The organism is Snodgrassella gandavensis, from assembly GCF_914768025.1.
GTDB lineage: Bacteria > Pseudomonadota > Gammaproteobacteria > Burkholderiales > Neisseriaceae > Snodgrassella > Snodgrassella gandavensis.
In genome coordinates this window covers 208,292-227,311 of record NZ_CAJZCE010000003.1, presented here as the reverse complement: position 1 = coordinate 227,311, position 19,020 = coordinate 208,292, and the positions used below count along the sequence as shown (strand labels likewise).

Sequence of the window (19,020 nt, the reverse complement as noted above, 5' to 3'; positions counted from 1 at the left end):
ATTCATTATGGCTTTCAATTTAAAAAATCGTAATTTACTTAGTCTGGTTCATCATACTGAACGTGAAATTAATTATTTAATTGATTTGGCTCGTGATCTTAAAAGAGCTAAGTATGCAGGTACTGAACAACAGTTACTGAAAGGTAAAAATATTGCTTTAATTTTTGAGAAAACTTCAACTAGGACACGTTGTGCTTTTGAGGTGGCTGCTCATGATCAGGGCGCCAATGTAACTTATATTGGTTCAAGTGGTTCACAGATTGGTCATAAAGAAAGTATGAAAGATACTGCCCGTGTGTTAGGACGTATGTATGACGGGATTGAATATCGTGGTTATAAGCAATCTGTTGTGCAGGAACTTGCTGATTATGCCGGTGTTCCTGTATGGAATGGTTTAACCGATGAATTCCACCCAACGCAAATGCTTGCCGATGTATTAACGATGTTGGAATATTCTAATGGCAAACCAATAAATGAAATTAAATATGCATATGTTGGTGACGCGCGCAATAATATGGGTAATTCATTGTTGTTAATCGGGGCGAAGTTAGGGATGGATGTTCGTATTTCCGGCCCGAAATCATTGTTGCCTGAGCCTGAGTTAGTAGCAATGTGTGAAAAATTTGCAGAGGAAAGTGGTGCTCGTATTACGGTTACTGATGATGTCAAAAAAGCAGTAAAAGATGTGGATTTTATTCATACGGATGTTTGGGTTTCTATGGGTGAACCTATTGAATCTTGGGGGGAACGTATTGATGCATTAACTCCCTATCAGGTTAATAAAGAATTAATTGCGGCTACAGGTAATCCGCGAGTTAAGTTCATGCACTGTTTACCGGCTTTTCATAATTCTGAAACGAAAGTTGGTAAGGAAGTTGCCGGACAATATCCCCAATTTAAAAATGGGATTGAAGTTACAGAGGATGTATTTGAGTCTCCTATTAACATTGCGTTCGAACAAGCAGAAAACAGGATGCATACCATTAAAGCAGTTATTGTATCCAGCTTGATTTAAAATAAAAACGATTGGAATTAAAATGAGAATTGTCATTGCTTTAGGTGGTAATGCGCTCTTACGCAGAGGAGAGCCTTTAACGGTTGAGAATCAACGCCAGAATACTAAAATTGCTTGCCAGCAAATTGCTAAGGTTTACCCGGGAAATGAGTTGGTTATTGCGCATGGCAATGGTCCGCAAGTGGGATTAATTGCATTGCAGTCTTTGTCATATACTGATGTTCCTTCATATCCTTTAGATGTTTTGGGGGCAGAATCTATTGGGATGATTGGTTATATGATTATGCAGGAATTAGGTAATTTGCTTCCTCTTGAGACTCCATTGGCAACGTTATTATCTCAAGTGGAAGTTGATAAAAACGATCCGGCATTCATGAATCCAACTAAGCCTATTGGTCCTGTTTACACAAAAGAAGAGGCTGAAAAGCTGGCAAAAGAAAAAAATTGGAGTATTGCTCCTGATAACGATCAATACAGGCGTGTTGTTCCTAGCCCGATTCCTAAACGTATTTTTGAAATTAGGCCGGTTAAATGGTTATTAGAAAAAGGTACTGTGGTTATTTGTGCTGGTGGTGGTGGTATACCGACATTTTATGACGATGATGGTACTTTAAAAGGAGTCGAAGCGGTAATAGATAAAGATCTTTGTTCGGCGGTGTTAGCAAAGCAGGTTGCGGCTGATATTTTTATTATTGCAACGGATGTATCTGCAACTTTTGTTAATTGGGGCAAACCAAATCAACATGCGATTAAGAAGGCACATCCGGATACGTTAGAGAAAATGGGCTTTGCCGCCGGCTCTATGGGGCCAAAAGTACAGGCTGCCATAAATTTTGCACGAGAAAATCCGGGAAAATCAGCAGTCATCGGGTCTTTGGCTGATATTGATGATATTGTTAAAGGTATTGCTGGTACGAAGATTAATACATCGTTTTCTGCTGAGCTAACATACTATTAATTAAAGCAAATTAGGTATCGTATTGAATAAATGCGGTACCTTTTTTTTAAGGATTCGTTATTATGCAATCTGAAAAAAATACTCAATCAAAAGAAAAGAAAAAATCCTTATCAGCATTTAGTATTTTATTTATTATTCTGACTTTGCTATGGATTATTTCTAAATTATTATCTGGTCATTCATTTACTCCGGTCACTCTGCCTGAAAGTTCAGAAGTAGTCTCTACTGTTATTTCTCCATCACTTAGTAATCTGGTGATGGCTCCGTTCAAATCTTTTCAAAATTCAATCAATATAGCGGTATTTATTCTTGTTTTGGGCGGTTTTATCAATGTGGCGATGAAAACAAATTCTTTAGAAGCTGGTATTTCTGCATTGGTGCAGAAATTAAAAGGAAAAGAATTGGTGCTTATCCCGCTGCTGATGTTTTTGTTTTCTGTTGGCGGAACTGTATATGGCATGGCTGAAGAAACTATTGCATTTTATGTTCTTATCACTGCAACTTTAGTTGCTGCTGGTTTTGATACTTTGATAGCAGTGGGAGTTATTCTCTTAGGAGCAGGAGCGGGGGTATTGGGATCAACGGTAAATCCTTTCGCTACTGGTGTGGCTGGTGATGCGTTGAAGGGTGTTGGCTATAATCCGAATCAGGGAACCATAATTACGGTAGGAACAGCCCTCTGGCTGTCAACGCTTGCTTTCTGTATATGGTATGTGATGAGATATGCCAAAAGGATTAAAAAGGATAAAACAGTTACATTATTGTCCCAGCAAGAACAAACGGAAATGAATTTGTATTTTAATACGGAAAATACAGAACATCTTAGATTCGGACGGCGTGAAAAAAATATTTTAATTTTGTTTGCATTCACTTTTATTGTAATGATAATTTCATTGATACCTTGGGGAGAGTTCAATATAACCGTTTTTAATGATTGGACGTCATTTTTGACTGGCAGTAACTTCGGAGACTGGACCTTTGGTGATTTAGCCATGTGGTTTTTGCTGATGTCAGTAGTCATTGGTATTGCGGCAAAAATGTCAGAAAAAGAAATTGTTGATAATTTTATTGCGGGAGCTTGTGATATTTTATCTGTAGTGTTGATTATTGTTGTTGCTCGTTCTATTTCGGTATTAATGGGGGAAACACATTTTGATCTATTTATTTTAGATAAAGCCCAAAATCTGTTAACAGGATTGTCGCCAGTTATTTTTGTTCCTGTAGCCTACTTGATTTATTTAGGTCTGTCTTTCTTGATTCCTTCAACATCTGCTCTGGCCTTTGTTTCTATTCCAATTCTGGGACCGCTGACGGCTAAGTTAGGGATGGATCCTAATATTATGATTATGATTTTTGTGGCTGGTAGTGGTTTGGTAAATTTGATTACGCCAACATCTGGTGTTGTTATGGGCGGCTTGCAATTATCTAAAGTAAATTATAGTACTTGGTTAAAATTTATGGGGAGTCCAATTGCTGTTATATTGATTATGAATATAATTATTTTGACTGTATCGATGATGTTATTAACTAAATAGTTGTTGAATTTATGTTGGCTATTTTTCTTCTGCCCCCACTAATCTTTAGCAGATTATAGGGGGCATGGTTATTATGAGCTAAATTGAGAATCAAGCTCTGGGAGGTGGTCTATTTTATGCAGGATAAGTTTAATCTGAGAAATTTAACGGTATTTTTTATTTAGATTAGAATAAAAAATAATTGCACCCATAGCTCAGTTGGATAGAGTATCTGGCTACGAATCAGAGGGTCAGGCGTTCGCATCGCTCCGGGCGCACCATTTTGGTAATTTGTATTTGTTAGCTTATATCATAAGCTAGTTTTAGAATTTTGAGTTGGGTTTGATTTTATATCAAAATTTTGTAATTAAATTCGTTAAATAATTTGTTATTGCATTTTCAAAGTAGTTCATTGGCTGTCATTACTCCACTGAAATAGTATAACTATGATTTCTCTTTCTGGTGTGGCAATATGTTGGCACTCAATAAAATTAATATGTGGATGTTTTTAAATTCCGCAGCAGGCAGGTTGCCTAATGATGGATGCAACCATTTGTGTATGTACTAATGAGTATAAATAGCAAAGGCCTGTAGCAATTTTTGAGCTGGCATAAAATTTTCGCCTTTGGCAAATTTCGCTCTGACTGTTTTAATTTTTACATGCTCTACTGCATTATCATATGAGCATGCTTTTTTTACTCGGGGAGCAGCGTTGAATAGTCAATGCGCTGCATGCTTATTTGGTAATTGATTAGCACGCTTCTTTTCTCTATTAAAATGAAATAAATTTAATGATGATGGTGGTTGCTTAATCTGGTTTTAAGTGTAACCAGTTTTAAAGAATATAAGTGTTTCTATCATTATTATTCATGATATGGTACTAGTGAAAGCTATATTTTTAAAGTTATATTATTATTAATCTTTATTTTTTTAGCAAATGTGTGCGCAGTTGCTGTGTTTTGATATCGCAGTGTATCGCTTTCTATTTATACAGCTCTTATATTTCGTATGCTGGGTTGATCGGGGTTTTCAGGTTTTGGTTTGGCGATAATCTGACTTGATTTTTTTGGCCGGTGCGACCATATTGGCTGATTATTTTGCTGGGATGGTAATGATGACGGAAAGTAAGATGGCTAAGGCAGATCAGTTGACGCGTTTTATGTTTGATGATTGTCCGGTGCGTGGTCTGCATGTGAATTTGCAGCAGGTATGGCGGCATGTGGCGCAGAATAAGGCTTATCCAAAGGCGATTCATCAGGCTTTGGGGGAGCTGACGGTAGCGGCGGTGTTGCTGGCCAGTAATCTGAAGTTTGATGGTAATCTGATTGTGCAGGTGCAAGGTAAGGGGGTGTTGAAAATGCTGGTGGCAGAAGCTACGTCAGCAGCAACCTGCCGGGCAACTGCGCGCTGGGATGAGTCTGCGGTAATTGATGAGAATATGAAGCTGGCGGATTTGCTGGGTGAGGGCGGCATGTTTGTGCTGACTTTGCAACCGGCTCAGGGTGAGTCATGGCAGGGGGTGGTGGAACTGGCCGGTGACAGTATTGCGCAGATGCTGATGAATTATATGGCGCGCTCGGAACAAATGGCGACTCATATTACGCTGGCGGCAGATGATGAGCATGCCAGTGGATTGTTGCTGCAAAGATTGCCAGAACAGGATATTGAGGAAGATAGCTGGACGGAATTGTCTGCGCTGGCTGGTACGCTTACCGGGGATGAGTTGTTGCAACTGGATGCTGAGACTTTGTTGTACCGGCTGTTTCATGAACATGAGGTAAGGCTGTTTGCGCCGCAGGATGTGGAATTTGCCTGTACCTGTTCCCGTGCCAAGGTAGGTGATATGCTGCTGTTGCTGGGCGGTCAGGAGGTAGGTGAAGCGGTAGTGGAGCAGGGCAGTATTGAGGTGAATTGTGATTTCTGTTATGCGCGCTATGTGTTTGATGAGGCTGATGTGAATGCTCTGTTTGGCAGTGATGTTGTGGCAACGGCACAGCAGGAGCTGGCGGCGCGGCAGTTGAATCATTAGTACTGAGTTTGCAACAGAAAGCAGCCGGCGGTATTCGCTGGCTGCTTTTTTTGCAGGCAATCAATTCAAATAATAGCTTTATATTATTTTTGATAAAGGTCTGTATGCAGGTAGCGAAAATCAATTACGTCATTTTTTCCAAAGCCATACTTGATATTATTGGTATAGGTTGTAAAAGAATTAATTGTATTTATCTTATCCTGAAAAGAGGCTTTACTTGATTGTCAAAATTAACTTAGTTTTTTGATGAGGTAGAAAATAATAAGGGTACATAATAAGGGAACACCAAAAATAACCCATAATCCAGATGGGTTAAATTCACCATCAGCCAATGCGATTCCAGTTATATTTAGTAAATCATCTATGAGGAATGATAATTTTTCTATGAGTTGCCAAACAGGGTGGACGAAAAATACTATTCCCTGACATATTATGTAAATAACTATGAATAATGCAATAGAATGAAAGCGACTATTTGATTTTGCAGTTTGCATAATTGGTGTTTCCTCTAATGACAATTTGTCCATATGCTTGAACGCCATCTTTGACTTTAACTTTTTTTGTAGAAAGAAGTGCCCATCTAAGCATTTGAAACTGCGAATATTGGCGAAATGTTATACAACCCCATGATTCACCGGAACCATTTGGGCGTAATGGATGTAGCCTAAATCCGCCTCTTTCAACGCCATTAACAAAAAGGTGATCACTCATCGTTAAATTGCTATACAGCCCAAACTATTCACTGTGGTCTGTTCCATTTATATAATCTTTTATGAAAGTCTGTACACGATTAGCAAAGCTACCCTCAGGACGCGGGACTATCCCATAAGTTCCAGAAGGAAGGGCTGCCTTATTCTTAAATGCACATTCTGCAATATTTGTTGTTGGATTTACGCCCGAAAAGACGTCAAATACTCCTATCCCAAAACATATTTAATTTAATAGATTTACCATCTGCCGTAACGTTATTTTAATCCTTAGCACACTGAATCATCGATTATCCTTTTGTCATTTATAACGGTTATTGCTTGATCATGTTTATCCATCTATGGCCAGTACGTGATATATATATATTTGTTATATATAAAAATATAACTATTTCTATCACTATTGTTAATGATATTATATTATTGAAAATCGTAATTTCAAAATGATATATGGTGTAATTGTTTCTTTTTTATCTATCAGCTAACGTGAGTGCTTTATTTGGCAGTGATGTTGTGGCAACGGCACAGCAGGAGCTAGCGGCGCGGCAGTTGAATCATTAGTACTGAGTTTGTAACAGAAAGCAGCCGGCGGTATTCGCTGGCTGCTTTTTGGCTGTCTGATTGTGGTAATGCTGCTGTTTTAATGCTGCATTAATGTTTCTATCTCTGTGGTGGTTTTGGGCACGGAGGCGGTAAGGACTTCGTTGCCTGTTTCGGTAACGAGTACGTTGTCTTCTATGCGGATGCCGATGTTATGAAATGCTGCTGGTATGTCATCGGCAGCGCTGATATACAAGCCGGGTTCGACTGTGGTTACCATGCCGGGCTGTAACAGGATAGGCTGTTCGTTTTCATCAAAGCGGCCGCCAACATCATGGACATCCAGACCGAGCCAGTGGCCGAGGCCATGCATGTAAAAGCGTCGGTAGGCTTTAGTTTCGATATTCTGTTCAAGGCTGCCATGCAGTATACGCAAATCTATGAGCCCCTGAGTAAGCATGCCGATGGCTGTGGCGCTGATAGTTTGCCAGTTGGCTTGTTTGACGGTAGCAGCAATGCTGGCCTGATTAGTGGCCAGTACGATGTCGTAAATATCTTTTTGCGCGCTATTGAAGCGGCCGCTGATGGGGAAGGTACGGCTGATGTCGCCTGCATACATCTGGTATTCGGCACCGGCATCTATCATGAGTAGTTCGTTGTGCTGAAGCTGGCTGTTATTGCTGACGTAATGCAGGCAGCAGGCATTTTTGCCACTGGCGACGATGCTGTTATAGGCAGGGTAGCGTGCTCCGCGCTGCATGAATTCGTGCAGGATTTCGGCTTCTATCTGATATTCATATTGTCCCGGGCGGGTGGTCTGCATGGCGCGGATATGCGCTTGTGCACTGATTTCGGCGGCTGTGCGCATTAATGCCTGCTCATGCTGATCTTTAATGAGACGCATTGGGTCGAGTATGGTGGCAAGATTGACCATGCTGTCTGGTGCGAGGGTGCTGCCATTGGCGCTGCGGTAGTTGGCAATACGGGCAACTTCGTACCATGATTCGATTAGTTTCGGGTCGTTTTCAGGATACAAACCCCATAGGGCAAAAAGTCGCCGATGCCCGGGCAGGGCATTTCTGAGATAAGTCGGCCATTGGCTGATGTCGTCGGTGGCATCGAAAGCAAATATTTCCCGTGCTGCTGTGTAGCCATAGCGAAAGCCATTCCAGATTTCTTGTTTGGGGTCTTTATTGCGGCACAGCAGGGTGGCGCTGTGTTCTCGGCCATTTAGTATCAGTGCGGCGCCGGTTTCGGGAAAGCCGGTTAGGTAATGAAAATAGCTGTCCTGCCGGAAAGGGTATTCTGTATCGTTGCTGCGGCGCTGTTCTGGTGCAGCAAAAAGAATGGCAATGCCATCTTCGCCGATTTGTTCCAGTACTTGCTGACGACGTTGCTGATAAACGGTAATGTCGATATCCATTGTTAGTATTTCTCCTTGCTGTTGTTGCGACGAGCAGTTTGTATTTGTTGAGCCAGCCACAGTGCCAGTGCTGCACCGATGAGGTCGGCAATGGCATCTATTATATCCCCCTCACGGGTGGTGAATAGTGCCTGAATGGTTTCGCTGGCTGCTGCCCAGATGATTGCTGTTATGATAAACAGGCGTTGTGGTATGGTGATGTTGACGCTGAAGCAGGCTTTGGCCAGTAACCAGAACTGACCGAAAAACAGGCCGAAGTGGCAGATTTTGTCGAACTGGGGAATGGGTACTGGATTGCCGCTGGCTTTGAAAAACAGAAAGTAGATGCTGGCGATAAACCAGCAGGTGGCCAGTAACAGCCATTTGTTAAGGTAGGCGGTTTTCATTGGGGGTTGGTTTCGTTCAGCCATTGCTGGCATAGGGAGGCCAGACGGATAAATTTGCTGCCACGCTGCTGGAAGAGTTGCTGCCATTGCTGCACTATCTGTGCATCCGGTGCTTGATCAAGACTGCATTCGTTTAACCAGAAATCGAGAACTTCGGCACATTCTCCGGCTGAAGCTGTTTGGAAAAGTTGGGTTGTGGCTTGCATGAATCTGTAGGTACTAATGGTTGTAGGGCGGTGAATAATAAAAAACGGACTGGATTGCAGTCCGTTTTGTTTTATTCAGTTTCCAGTACGGCGGTGGTGTATACGTTCTGGACATCGTCCAAATCTTCGAGTGCATCCAGAAGTCGCTGCATTTTTTCTGCTTCGGCTCCTGCCAGTACGGTTTCGTTGACTGGGCGCATGGTTACTTCGCCATCTGCGGCATGAAAGCCGGCAGCTTCGAGGGCTTCTTTGATGCTGCTGTACTGATAGGGCTCGGTGATGACTTCTTTGGAACCGTCTTCCTGAATAATAACATCTTCGGCACCTGCTTCGAGTGCGGCTTCCATTAAGCTGTCTTCGTCTACATCCGGGCTGAAAAGCAGATAGCCCTGATGGGTAAACTGGAATGCCACGGAACCATCGGTGCCCAGATTACCGCCATGTTTGGTGAATGCGTGGCGTACGTCGGCCACGGTACGGGTTTTGTTATCGGTGAGGCAGTCTACCATGACTGCTGCGCCGCCGATGCCATAGCCTTCGTAACGCAGTTCTACATATTCAACGCCTTCGAGATTGCCTGTGCCTTTGTCTATTGCACGCTGAATATTGTCTTTGGGCATGTTGGCATCGGTGGCTTTATCCATGGCCAGACGCAGGCGCGGGTTGGCGTTTGGATCACCGCCTCCAAGTCTGGCGGCAATGGTAATTTCTTTAATCAGGCGGGTGAATATTTTACCGCGTTTGGCGTCCTGACGTCCTTTACGATGCTGGATATTGGCCCACTTGCTGTGTCCTGCCATTTTGAAATCCTTGTTTTTGTGATGATTTTATGCGTTAAAACAAAGCCAAAGCTTGGGGCTTTGGCAGGTTGGAACGCCATCAAATAGTTGAAATATGGTATTAATTTTACCATATTGCTTTTTTATTGAGTAGGTTGCTATCTTGTATAAATTGGGTGGGCAATCTGGGCTATTTTGTACGGTTGTTTTGCCAGTGGTTTAGCCAGGCGATGCAGCCGGCGTGGACGATGGTGTAGGTTTCGCTGAAATTGCCGCTGAAATAGGGGTCGGGTACGTAATCGTATTCGCTCTCTGGCAGTAAGTCGGTAATTTTATAGACTTTGTCTGGGCGATTGCTGCCAAAAATCCGGGATAAATCTTGCAGATTTTTGTCGTCCATGGCGATGATATGGTCGTAGATGGCGATGTCTTCCGGCTTTACTTCGCTGCTTTGGAAGTCATTGGTGTTGATGTTGTGCGCATGCAGAATGTTTTTACTGCCTTGATGCATGTCTTCGCCATTGTGCCAGCCGGAAGTACCGGCGCTGGCAATTTCAATTTGTTGACTCAGGCCTTTTTGGGCTACCAGATCACGCAGAACATATTCAGCCATGGGTGAGCGGCAGATGTTACCCAGACAGACAAACAGGACTTTGGTGACAGACATGTTAGTGACTCCGTGGAAAAAGGGGATTGTGCCCTATCATGTTGATGGACTGGGCATAACTAGGCAGTTGCGCCTGTGTGCTGATGGGTTCGTGCAGCAGGCGGATATTTTCAACTTGGCATTCGGCCAGTAAATCAATGAAATTTTGTACGATGCTGTCGATATTATCAGCCTGAGTGAGCGGCCAGTGGAAAATTTGTGGCTGTAGTTCGAATGCGCTGTCGGTAGCGTTAAAGCCAAACAGAATTTTTCCACCTTCCTGTGCTGCGATGACGACACCTACGCGCGGACTTTGCAGGCGTATGGCGCGTATGGCGTTGGTGGTGAATACATCGCAGGCCATGCGCAAACGCATGGCATTGCCTGAGCGTAAGGCATTCAGGGGCGATTGCGGAGAAAGCGGGTTGATGAATAAAGTGGCACCGGCGGTAGCCAGATGGGTTTGCCAGACTTGCATCAGGGGCAGAGCGGTGTCGGCCAGATTGCAGTTTAGGGCAGGCTGAATGTCTGTGCCGGCAAAACCCAGGGCGTAGAAAACCTGTACTGATTGTCCGCTTTCTACCAGTAACGGTGAGTACGGTAACTGGCTAAGGAAGTCGGCGGCCACGTGTGGGTTTTGTTTGGCTGCAAACCACTGGCTGGCCTTGATATGGGTTAAGGTGGTGTCGTTGATGAGGTGGGCAGCCCAGTGAATGTTATTCCAGGCTTCAGCCCAGGGCTGGTTTTTAAAGGTTTCGGCGATGGCGGCTGTGGGAATGGTTTCGGGCAGGCGGATATTTTCTTTGGCACCACCTACTACTATGACAGGTAAGGCCAGCCACTGTACTTCTGTCTGGTTGTGTGCCTGTAATACTGTTGCCATGGTGTCCCACAGGATATTGTAGGTATCGCTATTGGCAGCCATGGCCAGTGCTACTGAGAGGTTGGTGTAATTATTTTGTGCCAGCATCCGGGTGATTTCTGCTTGCAGGCTTTCGCGGGCGAGGGTGGTTTGGGCTTTTGATGTAGGCGTTACCAGACTGGCTGCATGCAGTAACAGCTCGTTTTTAACGTGGTCGGTAGGATAGGCACGTGTATCTGGCAGGCAGTGATGTGTGGTATTCATAATGTTGAGTCAATTTTAGTATACTTGTGTAAATGCGTTATTGTAGCAAATTAGTTTTGGCTGAAATGCAGATGCTGATATGTGGTTGTATTTATTTGCTTGCTGGTGTAAGTGGGCAAGCTGGTAATTTGGGCAACAGGCTGGCTTGAAACTGGATTGTGCTGCCCTTATTTTGAATCTACAACAATTATTTTTGGGTATTTTGAGAAAGACTATGAAACAGACACACAGTTTCCAGACTGAAGTAAAACAGTTGTTACAGTTGATGATTCATTCTTTATACAGTAATAAAGAGATTTTTTTGCGTGAGCTGATTTCCAATGCGGCAGATGCCTGCGATAAATTACGCTTTGAGTCATTGAATGATGCTTCTTTGCTTGGGGATGATACGGAATTCAGAATTACTGTTACTGCGGATGCGGAGGCTAAAACGATTACGGTATCTGATAATGGTATTGGTATGAATGAAGCAGATGTGATTGAGCATCTGGGTACGATTGCCAAATCTGGTACTAAAGCATTTCTGGAAAAGCTGACGGGTGATGATAAGAAAGATGCCAATCTGATTGGTCAGTTTGGGGTGGGCTTTTATTCTGCATTTATTGTGGCAGACGGGGTAACTGTTGAAAGCCGTAAGGCTGGTGTGGCTGAAAATGAGGCGGTGCGCTGGGTGAGCGCCGGTGATGGTGAGTTTACTGTTGAATCCATCAGCAAGGCTGCGCGTGGTACGGATGTGATTCTGCATCTGAAAGAAGACGAAAAGGATTTGTTGTCTGACTGGACGTTACGCCGGATTGTGACTACTTACAGTGACCATATTTCTGTGCCGATTTATATGAAAAAGGCGCCGGAATATGATGAGGAAGGTAATGTAAAACCTTCAGATGAGCTGGAGGTGGTTAATCAGGCTCAGGCTTTATGGCAACGGCCGAAAAATGAAATTACTGCTGAGCAGTATCAGACTTTTTATCGTCATGTATCACATGATTATGATGATGCTCTGGCGTGGACGCATTTTCGTGTGGAAGGCCGGCATGAATATACGGGATTGCTGTATGTGCCTAAACATGCGCCGTTTGATTTGTATGAACGTGAACCCAAGCACGGAGTGCAGCTGTATGTAAAACGTGTGTTCATCATGGACGATGCGAAAAAGCTGATGCCTTCCTACCTGCGTTTTATCCGCGGGGTAATTGATAGCAGTGATTTACCGCTGAATGTATCACGTGAAATTTTGCAGGAAAGCCGTGATCTGGATGCTATTCGTTCTGGTAGTGTGAAAAAGGTATTGTCTTTACTGGAAGACCTGAAGAAAAACCAGCCGGAGAAATACACTGAATTCTGGCAGGTATTTGGCAATACGCTGAAAGAGGGTATTGCTGAGGATTATAATAATAAAGATAAAATTGCTGGCTTATGCCGTTTTGCCTCTACGCATAATGATAGCAGCGAGCAGAATGTGACGCTGGCTGATTATATTGCCCGCATGAAAGAAGGGCAGGAGAAGATTTATTATATTACTGCCGATAGTTATGCTGCTGCCAAGAACAGCCCGCATCTGGAAATTTTCCTGAAAAAAGGTGTTGAGGTATTGCTGCTGACTGACCGTGTGGATGAATGGGTGGTAAACAGTCTGCCGGAATTTGATGGTAAAGCTTTGGTGAGTGTGGCCAAGGGCTCACTTGATTTGGGTAATCTGGCCGATGAGGAAGAAAAAGCGGCACAGGCTAAAACTGAAGAAGACAATAAGGATTTGGTTGAACAGGTTAAAGCAGCTCTGGGTGATAAAGTAGATGCTGTGCGTGCAACAGCGCGGTTAACTGAAAGCCCGGCCTGTCTGGTGGTTGGTGAGCATGATATGAGCCAGCATCTGGCGCGCATGCTGGAAGCTTCTGGCGCGGCCGGACAGATTCCGCACACCAAGCCAACGCTGGAAATTAATCCGGAGCATCCGCTGATTAAAAAAATTGCAGGGGAACAGGATGAAACCCAGCGCAATGAGCTGGCTGAGCTGGTATATGATCAGGCGCTGCTGGCCGAAGGTGGTAAACTGGAAAATCCGGCTGCATTTGTAAAACGCATGAATCATTTGTTACTGACGTTAAACCAGTAAGCTGTTTATATGGTTTATAAAGGCTGTCTCGTCTGAGGCAGCTTTTTTATTGCTGTTTGAATAGTTGTTTTATTGCCTGACAGGGCTTATGGCAGGTAGGTATGGCATAAGGTAGATAGATTCAGTTATTTATTTTGCTGTGATTATAATTTCTTTCCGATATGCTTTGTTTGATAAGAAAAATTAAATATATTCAAAAAGATGATTAGTGGTATGAGATTGCGTACTATCTTTATCGCTTAGATAGGTTAGTTCAACACGGGTTTATGGTTTCAGAAGCTGTTTTATCAAATAAAATGTAAAGAAAATTTTGATTAAATTATTTTAATATATTTATATTAATAAAATAGATTAGATTAATAAATCAAGTTTAAATTTAAGATTGAATTTCGAGTAAAAATTATTATTTGTTAAATATAATTAAAATTTATTTTTAATTGTTTGGATATCATTTGATTTTGTCAATTAGGGCTGAGTAAGGCATGGCAGTTCAGATTTCAATTTTACGAAGAAAATGGTTTACCAAAATTAAAACCCACTGCTCAATATAAAGAAAAATTTAAAGCTTTATCATTTGGGCAGAGGATTATATTAAGCAGTAATTTTTGGGCAGCTTTTTTCGGATATTTTTATTTTTAGGTATGTGGCGTAAAGCAATAGCGCTAGTGTTGTTCTTGTTTGCTATTAAGGTGGTTTTAGTTATCTGTGGAGCAACTGGCGGTGCTGTAGGCGGTGCTTATGCTGCTTTTTCAATGACACTTGCTAATCCGGCCTATTATTTACATAGAGTAAAAAAATCCAAATCCTTTAATATATTTGAGAGAGTATTTTAATAGCTTAAGTAATATTTTATTGATAACGGCTATCTATCGTATTCTCAGGAATTCGTTATTTAGCCGTTTTATTTATTTCTATTTTGAAAAATAGGAGTTTTGCTGATGATATTTATGAAAAAATCAAAGCTTTATACTAACAGTTTTGTACTGACAGAATGTGCAGTATGGGTATAATTAGTTAATTAAATTACGCAAATTGAATAAAATAGATTGTAGTATATCTTTTATGTTGTTGATTGAATTTTTGGTTCGATCTCAGACAATATTTGCCACTGCTAAATAAGCTGCAATTTATATTTGTTACGGTTAAATCCTGATATGGAAGTATGAAATAGCAGCTTCATGGCTGTTACTATTGAAGCTGCTATTGTATGCGATTAAGCATGGGCTTATTTATTTGCCTGTGCTTTTTTTATGATATGCCTGAATAATATACACCAGAATTAGAAATGCCAGAAAAGGAATGCCAAATAACAAGGTGGCATGGAAGATTGGTGTAAACCAAGTAGTAATCATGATACTGATGATGGCAATCAGGCCGGCTAGGGTGATAAATGGAAATCCTGGAACTCGGAATTTAAGTGTTTTTTGCTGCTGCCGCATGCGGATGCGAAAACACAGATGCGTTAGAAACACTGCACCCCAGCTAAACAGTGCCCCAAACATGGACAGGGCTATCATGATGGGAAAGGCGGTTTCTGGATTAAACACATATACCAGTGCTGCCACAGCAATGCCTGCAGAAGACAAAGCCAGTGCATTGAGTGGTACGCCGTTGCCTTTTACTTTGCCAAATATTTGTGGTGCTTCGTGGGCACGTGACAGGCTGAACATCATGCGGGTGGCGATATAGAGCATGCTGTTCATGGCTGAAAGTGCGGCTACAATGACAATAAAGTTAAGTATGCTGTCGGCAAAGGGTATTCCCACATTTTGCATCACGGTAACAAACGGGCTGGTGCTGTTTTCTTGAATCAGCTCGCGCCACGGCACCAGCATAACAATCAGGCTGAGGGCTAGCAGGTAAAATATCAGTAGTCGTGCTAGTGTGCCCTTGAATGCTGTTTTTACTGCCTGCTCGGGATTGGTGGCTTCGCCTGCGGCTATGGCAATCATCTCGATACCCAGATAGCTGAATATGGAAATGATGACGCCAGTCCAGATACCGGAAAATCCATGCGGGGCAAAGCCGCCGCTGAAAAGATTATGCTCAATCCTGCTGATACTGCCCTGTGACAGTAATACGCTTACCGCCAGTACGATGAATACCATAATGGCGAAAATCTTGATGGTGGAAAACCAGTACTCTACTGAACCGAATGCTTTGACACTATAGGCATTGACGCCAATCAGGCTACAGGAAAACAGGGCAATCCATATCCATGAGTTTACCTGCGGAAACCAGAATTTCATGTATTCGGCAATGGCGGTGACTTCTGTGCCTACGGCCAGTACGATACACGCCCAGTAGCTGTAACGCACCAGAAAACCGGCCATTGGGTGTAGATAGAATTCTGCATAGGCGCCAAAAGAACCGGAAGTAGGGTGTTGTACGGTCATTTCTGCCAGACATCCCATCAGCGCCAGTGCAATCAGCCCGCCCAAAGCATAGCTGATTATCACGGCCGGACCGGCAAAACCAATAGCAAATTTGCTGCCCAGAAACAGCCCCGTACCAATTGCACCGCCAATGGCAATCATACTCATCTGGCTGGCAGACAGTTTTTTGTGTAACCCCGTTTCCCGCGACTGTATTCGCTCGAAATTACCCATCGTTTTTCCTTATGATGAGAAGCACAAGCCGAGCAGAATATTTATGCCCGGCCTGTAACTGTTTGAGTTAAAAATGCAAATCAGGTTACCTGTCCGCGCGTATGAAACTGGGGTTGTGCCCATTCCTGATTGAGCAAAACCTGTTTTAGGTGTTGTACAGCTTGCCAGATATCGACGTGACTGAGATATAGCGGGGTTACGCCAAGACGGATAACTTCGGGTTCGCGGTAGTCACCTATCACACCGCGGGCAATCAGTGCCTGAACGATGGCATAACCATGCGGATGGCGCAGACTGACGTGGCTGCCACGCTGTGCATGCTCACATGGGGTAATCAGGGTGAGGTCAAAGCCGGCACATTCCTGTTCGGTTAGCGCAATCAGTAAGTCGGTTAGTTGCAGGGATTTGCGCCGCAGAGCATGCATATCGGTCTGTAAAAAGATATCTATACCGCTTTCTATCAGACTCATGGAGACAATCGGCTGCGTGCCGCATAAATAGCGGCGTATGTTGTCGGCAGGCGTGTAGTTTACGGCCATATCAAAGGGTTTTGCATGTCCCCACCAGCCGGAAAGGGGCTGGCTGAATGCAGTCTGGTAGCGTTCATGTACCCACAACATGGCTGGTGCGCCGGGGCCACCATTCAGGTATTTATAGGTACAGCCAATGGCAAAATCGCTGTTACTGCCATTTAAGTCAATGGGTACGGCGCCAATTGAGTGACACAGGTCCCAGATGATCAATGCGCCATGGGCGTGTACCAGTTCGTTGGTTGCGGCCATATCATGCAGGTAGCCGGTGCGGTAGTTGACATGCGAAAGCACTACTACGGCGGTATGCTGATTGATACTGGTAGCCAGATCAGCAGGTGTGTCAATTAAATGAAGCTGATAACCCTGATTAATCAGGGCCATAAAGCCTTCAATCATGTAAATATCGGTGGGGAAGGAGTCGCGTTCGGCAATAATAACTTTACGGCTGTTATCATTATTCTGCTGAATGTGTACCGCAGCAGCCAGAACTTTAAACAGGTTGAGGCTGGTGGTATCGGTAACCACAGTTTCATGTTCCTGTGCCCCAATCAGCCGGCCGATTTTGTTGCCCAGCCGCACGGGTAAATCCCACCAGCCGGCCTTGTTCCAACTATTAATCAGGTCTGTGCCCCATTGCTGATTAATCACAGCCTGTGCGCGCTCTGCTGCCTGTTTGGGTTTGGCACCCAGAGAGTTACCATCCAGATAAATGATGCCTTGTGGCAGTTCAAACTGGTTTTTGAGTGATGCCAGAGTGTCGGCGGCATCCCATTGCTGACATTGTTCTAGTGTAATCATTTTGCGCAGGTTGAGTTTGAAAAATGAATAGTGTACAGAATAGTTGCTTGACATGGCGAATAAATTTTAAATTAATTTATCTGAATGCTTACCTTAAACTAACTTTGTGAATATTTTGATATAAAATGATAAAGCCAGTGTGGTGGATACTGGCTGTCGGTTTTATTTTGCTCTGGTTGTGTTACTGCCCAAGTTGCATGCCTGTGCCAGTATGCCCATAAGCAGAATGATGGCTGCCAGTATGCTGGTGTAAATCACTTCATGTTTATAGGTGCCCTCAATAACCATGGTGATGATAGAGGCGATAATCAGCCCGATAATTATGTAGGTTAACCACGGAAAGCACCACATTTTGTATGTCAGTATCTGCCCCTGTCTTTCTAGTTTTTTACGCAAAAATAACTGTGAAAAACTGATGGCCAGATAGACATACAGGGCAATGGTGCCGGTAGCGGTCATCAGTAAATCATAAACATTCATTTTGGCACTGGCAGTCAGGTAAACGGCGAACAGGGTAAAGATACAGGAAATGAGCACGCTGATTTGCGGACTGCCGTTTTTCGAGGTATAGGCCATTATCCGGTGTGCATCGCCACGCTTGGCCAGTGAATACAGCATGCGCGAACAGGTATACAGGGCAGAGTTAAAGCAGCTTAATACTGAGGTGAGTACGACAAAATTGACGATATGACGAGCCTGCGGAATACCTAAAGAGGTTAATACTACGCTGTATGTGCCCCATGTAGGATCGTTCAGGTGTGGGTCGTTGTAGGGAATTAGGCACACGGTGATGAAAATTGAACCGACGTAAAATAGGATAATGCGCCAGACTACGGATTTGGTGGCTTTGCGGATTTCTGTTGCCGGATGGCTGGATTCTGCTGCGGCAACGGTAACGATTTCCGCACCAATATAGGCAAACATTACTCCCAGTAGTGCGGTGATAACTGAGGATACGCCGTTGGGCATAAAGCCCTGATTGCTTAAATGTGACCAGCCTTTGGCATCTGCCAGCCCCCAAGGCCATAAATGCATAATGGCCAGACTGCCCACAATCAGAAAGAGGACGATGGCTATCACTTTGATTAGGGCAAACCAGAATTCAAATTCACCATAATTTTTGACATCCATCAGGTTAATGATGACTAAGGCTATTGTTACTGCCAGCATATAGCCCCAGATGGGTATTATTGGGAACCAGTTATTAAGAATTTTACCGGCTACATACGCTTCCCAGCCCATGAGCAGTGCCCAGAAATACCAGTATAACCAGCCGATGCTGAAACCGGCCCAGCGGCCGATAGCAATGTCAGCATAGGTAGAGAAAGAGCCACTGTCTGGATGGGCAACAGCCATTTCACCGAGCATGCGCATAATCAGCATAACCAGTATGCCACCGGCGCCGTAGGCAAGAATAGCGGCTGGTCCGGCATGGTAGATTACTGGTCCGGAACCGATAAATAATGCGCCACCAATGACGCCGGCAATGGATATCATGGCTAAATGGCGTGTTTTAAGTCCGTTTTTGAGTGCGGATGATGTACTCAACGTGTTCTCCTATGTGATAGTGAATGCCAGACTGGTAAGCTGGAATGAGCAGATTACAGTCGGCCACGGGCTCTCCTGATTTATGCAAAG

At 43.6% G+C, this 19,020-nt stretch carries 17 protein-coding genes and 1 pseudogene; 7 read left to right on the top strand and 11 right to left on the bottom strand.

Annotation, left to right across the window (positions count from 1 at the left end):
* Positions 1–7 precede the first annotated feature (7 nt).
* From MJ764_RS04140 to hslO, 4 genes are all read left to right on the top strand, one after another.
* Positions 8–1,015 carry an ornithine carbamoyltransferase gene (locus MJ764_RS04140; protein ID WP_239324880.1) on the top strand — a complete coding sequence of 336 codons (1,008 nt, stop codon included), beginning with the start codon at positions 8–10 and terminating at the stop codon, positions 1,013–1,015.
* A gap of 22 nt (positions 1,016–1,037) precedes the next feature.
* A complete protein-coding gene (gene arcC / locus MJ764_RS04135; RefSeq protein WP_239324878.1) occupies positions 1,038–1,973 on the top strand; it encodes a carbamate kinase in 936 nt (311 codons plus the stop codon).
* 62 nt (positions 1,974–2,035) lie between these two features.
* Positions 2,036–3,508 carry a YfcC family protein gene (locus MJ764_RS04130; protein ID WP_239324876.1) on the top strand — a complete coding sequence of 491 codons (1,473 nt, stop codon included), beginning with the start codon at positions 2,036–2,038 and terminating at the stop codon, positions 3,506–3,508.
* Between the two features lie 1,093 nt (positions 3,509–4,601).
* A complete protein-coding gene (gene hslO / locus MJ764_RS04125; RefSeq protein ID WP_239324928.1) occupies positions 4,602–5,516 on the top strand; it encodes an Hsp33 family molecular chaperone HslO in 915 nt (304 codons plus the stop codon).
* Positions 5,517–5,746: 230 nt separating this feature from the next.
* On the opposite strand, the gene MJ764_RS04120 is transcribed toward hslO, so the two are convergent.
* The 8 genes from MJ764_RS04120 to MJ764_RS04090 all read right to left on the bottom strand — a co-directional run bounded on the left by MJ764_RS04120 (position 5,747) and on the right by MJ764_RS04090 (position 11,329).
* Positions 5,747–6,043 (bottom strand): hypothetical protein, encoded by a 297-nt coding sequence (locus MJ764_RS04120; RefSeq protein WP_239324874.1) that lies wholly within the window; start codon positions 6,041–6,043, stop codon positions 5,747–5,749.
* Positions 5,988–6,245 carry a tlde1 domain-containing protein gene (locus MJ764_RS11600; RefSeq protein WP_420853924.1) on the bottom strand — a complete coding sequence of 86 codons (258 nt, stop codon included), beginning with the start codon at positions 6,243–6,245 and terminating at the stop codon, positions 5,988–5,990. Before MJ764_RS11600 ends, MJ764_RS04120 begins: the two co-directional genes overlap by 56 nt.
* Positions 6,246–6,863: 618 nt before the next feature.
* The gene (locus MJ764_RS04115) at positions 6,864–8,186 is read right to left on the bottom strand and encodes an aminopeptidase P N-terminal domain-containing protein (RefSeq protein WP_239324872.1); all 1,323 of its coding nucleotides are present in this window, start codon (positions 8,184–8,186) and stop codon (positions 6,864–6,866) included.
* Between the two features lie 2 nt (positions 8,187–8,188).
* Positions 8,189–8,572, bottom strand: coding sequence for a VanZ family protein (locus tag MJ764_RS04110; RefSeq protein WP_239324870.1), 384 nt, complete (start codon positions 8,570–8,572; stop codon positions 8,189–8,191).
* Positions 8,569–8,778, bottom strand: coding sequence for a dioxygenase (locus MJ764_RS04105; protein ID WP_239324868.1), 210 nt, complete (start codon positions 8,776–8,778; stop codon positions 8,569–8,571). Before MJ764_RS04105 ends, MJ764_RS04110 begins: the two co-directional genes overlap by 4 nt.
* Before the next feature lie 71 nt (positions 8,779–8,849).
* Positions 8,850–9,578, bottom strand: a complete 729-nt coding sequence (locus MJ764_RS04100; RefSeq protein WP_174827668.1) for a YebC/PmpR family DNA-binding transcriptional regulator — start codon at positions 9,576–9,578, stop codon at positions 8,850–8,852.
* A gap of 169 nt (positions 9,579–9,747) precedes the next feature.
* The gene (locus tag MJ764_RS04095) at positions 9,748–10,224 is read right to left on the bottom strand and encodes a low molecular weight protein-tyrosine-phosphatase (RefSeq protein WP_239324866.1); all 477 of its coding nucleotides are present in this window, start codon (positions 10,222–10,224) and stop codon (positions 9,748–9,750) included.
* Between the two features lies 1 nt (position 10,225).
* The gene (locus tag MJ764_RS04090; protein ID WP_239324865.1) at positions 10,226–11,329 is read right to left on the bottom strand and encodes a conjugal transfer protein; all 1,104 of its coding nucleotides are present in this window, start codon (positions 11,327–11,329) and stop codon (positions 10,226–10,228) included.
* Positions 11,330–11,543: 214 nt separating this feature from the next.
* On the opposite strand from MJ764_RS04090, the gene htpG reads away from it, so the two are divergent.
* On the top strand, positions 11,544–13,442 hold the full coding sequence (gene htpG / locus MJ764_RS04085) for a molecular chaperone HtpG (protein WP_239324863.1): 1,899 nt from the start codon (positions 11,544–11,546) through the stop codon (positions 13,440–13,442).
* 471 nt (positions 13,443–13,913) lie between these two features.
* Positions 13,914–14,275: pseudogene (locus MJ764_RS11595) on the top strand (DUF2628 domain-containing protein).
* A 396-nt stretch (positions 14,276–14,671) separates the two neighbouring features.
* Here the strand turns inward: MJ764_RS11595 and MJ764_RS04075 are convergent.
* From MJ764_RS04075 to MJ764_RS04065, 3 genes are all read right to left on the bottom strand, one after another.
* On the bottom strand, positions 14,672–16,051 hold the full coding sequence (locus MJ764_RS04075) for an amino acid permease (protein WP_239324860.1): 1,380 nt from the start codon (positions 16,049–16,051) through the stop codon (positions 14,672–14,674).
* Between the two features lie 80 nt (positions 16,052–16,131).
* Entirely contained in the window at positions 16,132–17,382 is a 1,251-nt protein-coding gene (gene kynU, locus MJ764_RS04070) for a kynureninase (RefSeq protein WP_239324859.1), read from the bottom strand.
* A gap of 162 nt (positions 17,383–17,544) precedes the next feature.
* Entirely contained in the window at positions 17,545–18,879 is a 1,335-nt protein-coding gene (locus tag MJ764_RS04065; protein WP_239324857.1) for an amino acid permease, read from the bottom strand.
* Here MJ764_RS04065 and MJ764_RS04060 point away from each other — a divergent pair.
* On the top strand, positions 18,878–19,009 hold the full coding sequence (locus MJ764_RS04060) for a VPS9 domain-containing protein (RefSeq protein WP_239324856.1): 132 nt from the start codon (positions 18,878–18,880) through the stop codon (positions 19,007–19,009). The genes MJ764_RS04065 and MJ764_RS04060 overlap by 2 nt on opposite strands.
* Positions 19,010–19,020 lie beyond the last annotated feature (11 nt).

Bases quoted from the DNA above. Each gene is read 5' to 3' on its own strand.
- MJ764_RS04060 (WP_239324856.1), top strand. From the start codon at position 18,878: ATGGCTAAATGGCGTGTTTTAAGTCCGTTTTTGAGTGCGGATGATGTA.
- kynU (WP_239324859.1), bottom strand. From the start codon at position 17,382: ATGATTACACTAGAACAATGTCAGCAATGGGATGCCGCCGACACTCTG.
- MJ764_RS04120 (WP_239324874.1), bottom strand. From the start codon at position 6,043: ATGGACAAATTGTCATTAGAGGAAACACCAATTATGCAAACTGCAAAA.
- MJ764_RS04090 (WP_239324865.1), bottom strand. From the start codon at position 11,329: ATGAATACCACACATCACTGCCTGCCAGATACACGTGCCTATCCTACC.
- MJ764_RS04130 (WP_239324876.1), top strand. From the start codon at position 2,036: ATGCAATCTGAAAAAAATACTCAATCAAAAGAAAAGAAAAAATCCTTA.
- MJ764_RS04105 (WP_239324868.1), bottom strand. From the start codon at position 8,778: ATGCAAGCCACAACCCAACTTTTCCAAACAGCTTCAGCCGGAGAATGT.
- arcC (WP_239324878.1), top strand. From the start codon at position 1,038: ATGAGAATTGTCATTGCTTTAGGTGGTAATGCGCTCTTACGCAGAGGA.
- MJ764_RS04110 (WP_239324870.1), bottom strand. From the start codon at position 8,572: ATGAAAACCGCCTACCTTAACAAATGGCTGTTACTGGCCACCTGCTGG.
- MJ764_RS04115 (WP_239324872.1), bottom strand. From the start codon at position 8,186: ATGGATATCGACATTACCGTTTATCAGCAACGTCGTCAGCAAGTACTG.
- MJ764_RS04140 (WP_239324880.1), top strand. From the start codon at position 8: ATGGCTTTCAATTTAAAAAATCGTAATTTACTTAGTCTGGTTCATCAT.
- hslO (WP_239324928.1), top strand. From the start codon at position 4,602: ATGACGGAAAGTAAGATGGCTAAGGCAGATCAGTTGACGCGTTTTATG.
- htpG (WP_239324863.1), top strand. From the start codon at position 11,544: ATGAAACAGACACACAGTTTCCAGACTGAAGTAAAACAGTTGTTACAG.
- MJ764_RS04075 (WP_239324860.1), bottom strand. From the start codon at position 16,051: ATGGGTAATTTCGAGCGAATACAGTCGCGGGAAACGGGGTTACACAAA.
- MJ764_RS04065 (WP_239324857.1), bottom strand. From the start codon at position 18,879: ATGATATCCATTGCCGGCGTCATTGGTGGCGCATTATTTATCGGTTCC.
- MJ764_RS04095 (WP_239324866.1), bottom strand. From the start codon at position 10,224: ATGTCTGTCACCAAAGTCCTGTTTGTCTGTCTGGGTAACATCTGCCGC.
- MJ764_RS04100 (WP_174827668.1), bottom strand. From the start codon at position 9,578: ATGGCAGGACACAGCAAGTGGGCCAATATCCAGCATCGTAAAGGACGT.